The organism is Aquabacterium sp. UBA2148 (assembly GCF_002328915.1).
Taxonomy (GTDB): Bacteria; Pseudomonadota; Gammaproteobacteria; order Burkholderiales; family Burkholderiaceae_C; genus Aquabacterium; species Aquabacterium parvum.
This window is the reverse complement of sequence record NZ_DCXA01000269.1, coordinates 1-2439: the sequence shown is the minus strand read 5'-3', so window position 1 is coordinate 2439 and position 2439 is coordinate 1. Positions and strand designations below refer to the sequence as shown.

The following is a 2439-nucleotide window of genomic DNA, read 5'->3' as shown; positions in this document are numbered from 1 at the left end:
GGGGCCGAGCCGCTCGCAGTACAGGTCAAGCGGGGTCAGGGAGTTGTCAGGCATGCGCTCAGGTTAGCGCGCCGTGGCCATGCCACCCACTCGGCTTTCGTGCCTCCGATCCCCATCGAGCTTGACTGGCGTTTCGATCACGTTTCAATCGCGCTGCGCACCGATGCGGCGCTCCAGGCGCGCCAGCTCACGCGCCACCACGGCGGTGTCCGGGAAGTCCGAGAACACCCCGTCGATGCCCAGTTGGTAGAACTGCAGGTACTCGTTGACCGGGTTGCCCGCGTAGTCACCGGGCAGGCGGCGCTGCTCGTTGCGGAAGGTCCAGGTGTGCACCTTCAGGCCGGCGGCGTGGGCGCGCTCGATCAGGTCGGTCGGTTCGCCCAGTTTCAGCTTGGCTTCGCCGGGGCCGCTGCCCTCGGGGTTGGCCAGGGTGGGGACGATGTAGCGCTTCCAGGGGCCGATGCCGTGGGCGTACGAAGCCACGTCCTTGAGGCCTTCGTCCGTGGTCAGCCAGGCGAAGGTGCGCGCCAGCAGTTCGGGCTTGCCGGAAACGGTCCAGTCGTAGGGGCGGTCATAAGGCGCGGTGAAGTCCAGCGATCCATCGGGGTTGACGTCGTTGGCATCGACCAGTTGCACCAGACGCACCTTGGTCAGCTTGCTAAGTGCCTTGAGGTTGCCCTGCTCGAACGACTGGATGAAAACGGGCGCATGGCGGTGGTTCCAGCCCGCTTGCGTCAGCGCCTTGAGCAGGCGAGCCTCCAGGGGCAGACCCAGGCGCTGGTGGTAGGTCGGGTGTTTGGTCTCGGGGTAGATGCCGATCACGCGGCCCTTCTCCAGCGTCTTGCGCTTGGCCAGCGCGATGACCTCCTGCAGCGTGGGCACCTGGAACTGGCCGTTGAACTGCTGCGGGCGCTCGCCGAAGGCTTGTTTGGCGCGCAGGGTTTTGATCTCGGCCAGGGTGAAGTCGGAGGCGAAGAAGCCTTCTTCCGCGAAGCCGTCGACCACCATGGTGCGGCGGCGCGAGGCGAACTCGGGGCGCTCGGCCACATCGGTCGTGTTCGTGATGTTGGGCTCGTGGCGGGCGATCAGGTGGCCGTCCTTGGTGGCGACCAGGTCAGGTTCGATGTAGTCGGCGCCCAGCTCGATGGCCAGCGAGTACGACGCCAGCGTGTGCTCGGGCAGGTAGCCCGAAGCGCCTCGGTGGCCGATGACCAGGGGCTCGGCACGCTGGCCGTGGCGGCTGCTGGATTCGGTGCGCTCCAGCCGGTCGGCCTCGGACGCGAAGCCCGGTGCGGCGATGAACAACGCTGCCGAAAGGGCCAGCAGCGAGCTGAGTTTGGATGGCATGGGTGTCTCCTCGGTTTTGCGCACCTTACCCAGCTTGCGTGACGCTGTTGTCGCTCGCAGGGGCGGGCGAGAGAGCCGTTCGGCACGGGCACAATGACGGTTCTTTCACCCTCCACGCCAGGAGCCCCGACGTGCCCCGCCAGGCAGCCGCGAAACCCGTTGCGAAACCCGCCGACGCCGCGCCCAACCTGTCTGCTCCGCAGAAGGCCATGCATCGCCTGGGCCTGGCGCGCGACATCGACCTGGCCCTGCACCTGCCCCTGCGCTACGAGGACGAGACCGTCGTCACCGAACTCAGGCAGGCGCGCGACGGGCAGACCGTGCAGCTCGAAGGCGAGGTGCGCGACAACCGCATCGAAATGCGAGGTCGACGTCAGCTCATCGTCAAGTTGGGCGACGGCACGGGCGAGGTGCTGCTGCGTTTTCTGAACTTCTACGGCTCGCAGCAAAAGAGCTGGGCGCCCGGTGTGCGGCTGCGCGTGCGCGGTGAGTTGCGCCACGGTTTTTTCGGGCGCGAGATGGTGCACCCCACCGTGCGCATCGTCAGCGAGGGCACGCCGCTGGTCACCTCGCTCACGCCGGTTTACCCCACCGGCGCGGGCCTGCCCCAGGCCTACCTGCGCAAGGCCATCGAAGCGGCGCTCAAGCGGGCCCCGCTGGAAGAGGTGCTGCCGCATGGCACTTTGCCGGCTGGCTGGCCCACCTTGCGACAGTCGCTGCAGTTCCTGCACCACCCACCACCCGATGCCTCGCTGCAAGCGCTGACCGAGCACCAGCACCCGGCCTGGCAAAGGCTCAAGTTCGAAGAACTGCTGGCCCAGCAGCTCTCTCGCCTGCAGTCCAAGGCCGAGCGCGCGCACCTCAAGGCGCCGGTGCTGCCCTTGAAGACCGGCGGCCTGCACGAGCGCTTGCTGGGCGTGCTGCCGTTCGACCTCACCGCCGCACAGCGCCGCGTGTGCGGCGAGATCGCCATCGACCTGCAGCGTCCGCAGCCCATGCACCGCCTGCTGCAGGGCGATGTGGGCTCGGGCAAGACGGTGGTGGCCGCGCTGTCGGCGGCGATCGCCATCGAGGCGGGCTGGCAGTGCGCAC

2 protein-coding genes are annotated in these 2439 nt (G+C 68.0%); one reads left to right on the top strand and one right to left on the bottom strand.

All coding sequences use genetic code 11. The features are described 5' to 3' along the window. Nucleotides 1-144: 144 nt before the first annotated feature. Nucleotides 145-1347 (bottom strand): glycerophosphodiester phosphodiesterase, encoded by a 1203-nt coding sequence (locus tag B2W70_RS14915; RefSeq protein WP_286746847.1) that lies wholly within the window; start codon nucleotides 1345-1347, stop codon nucleotides 145-147. Between the two features lie 209 nt (nucleotides 1348-1556). Between B2W70_RS14915 and B2W70_RS14910 the strand changes: the two genes are divergently transcribed. Beyond that, a partial coding sequence (locus tag B2W70_RS14910; protein WP_349677463.1) for an OB-fold nucleic acid binding domain-containing protein occupies nucleotides 1557-2439 on the top strand: 883 nt, incomplete at its 3' end.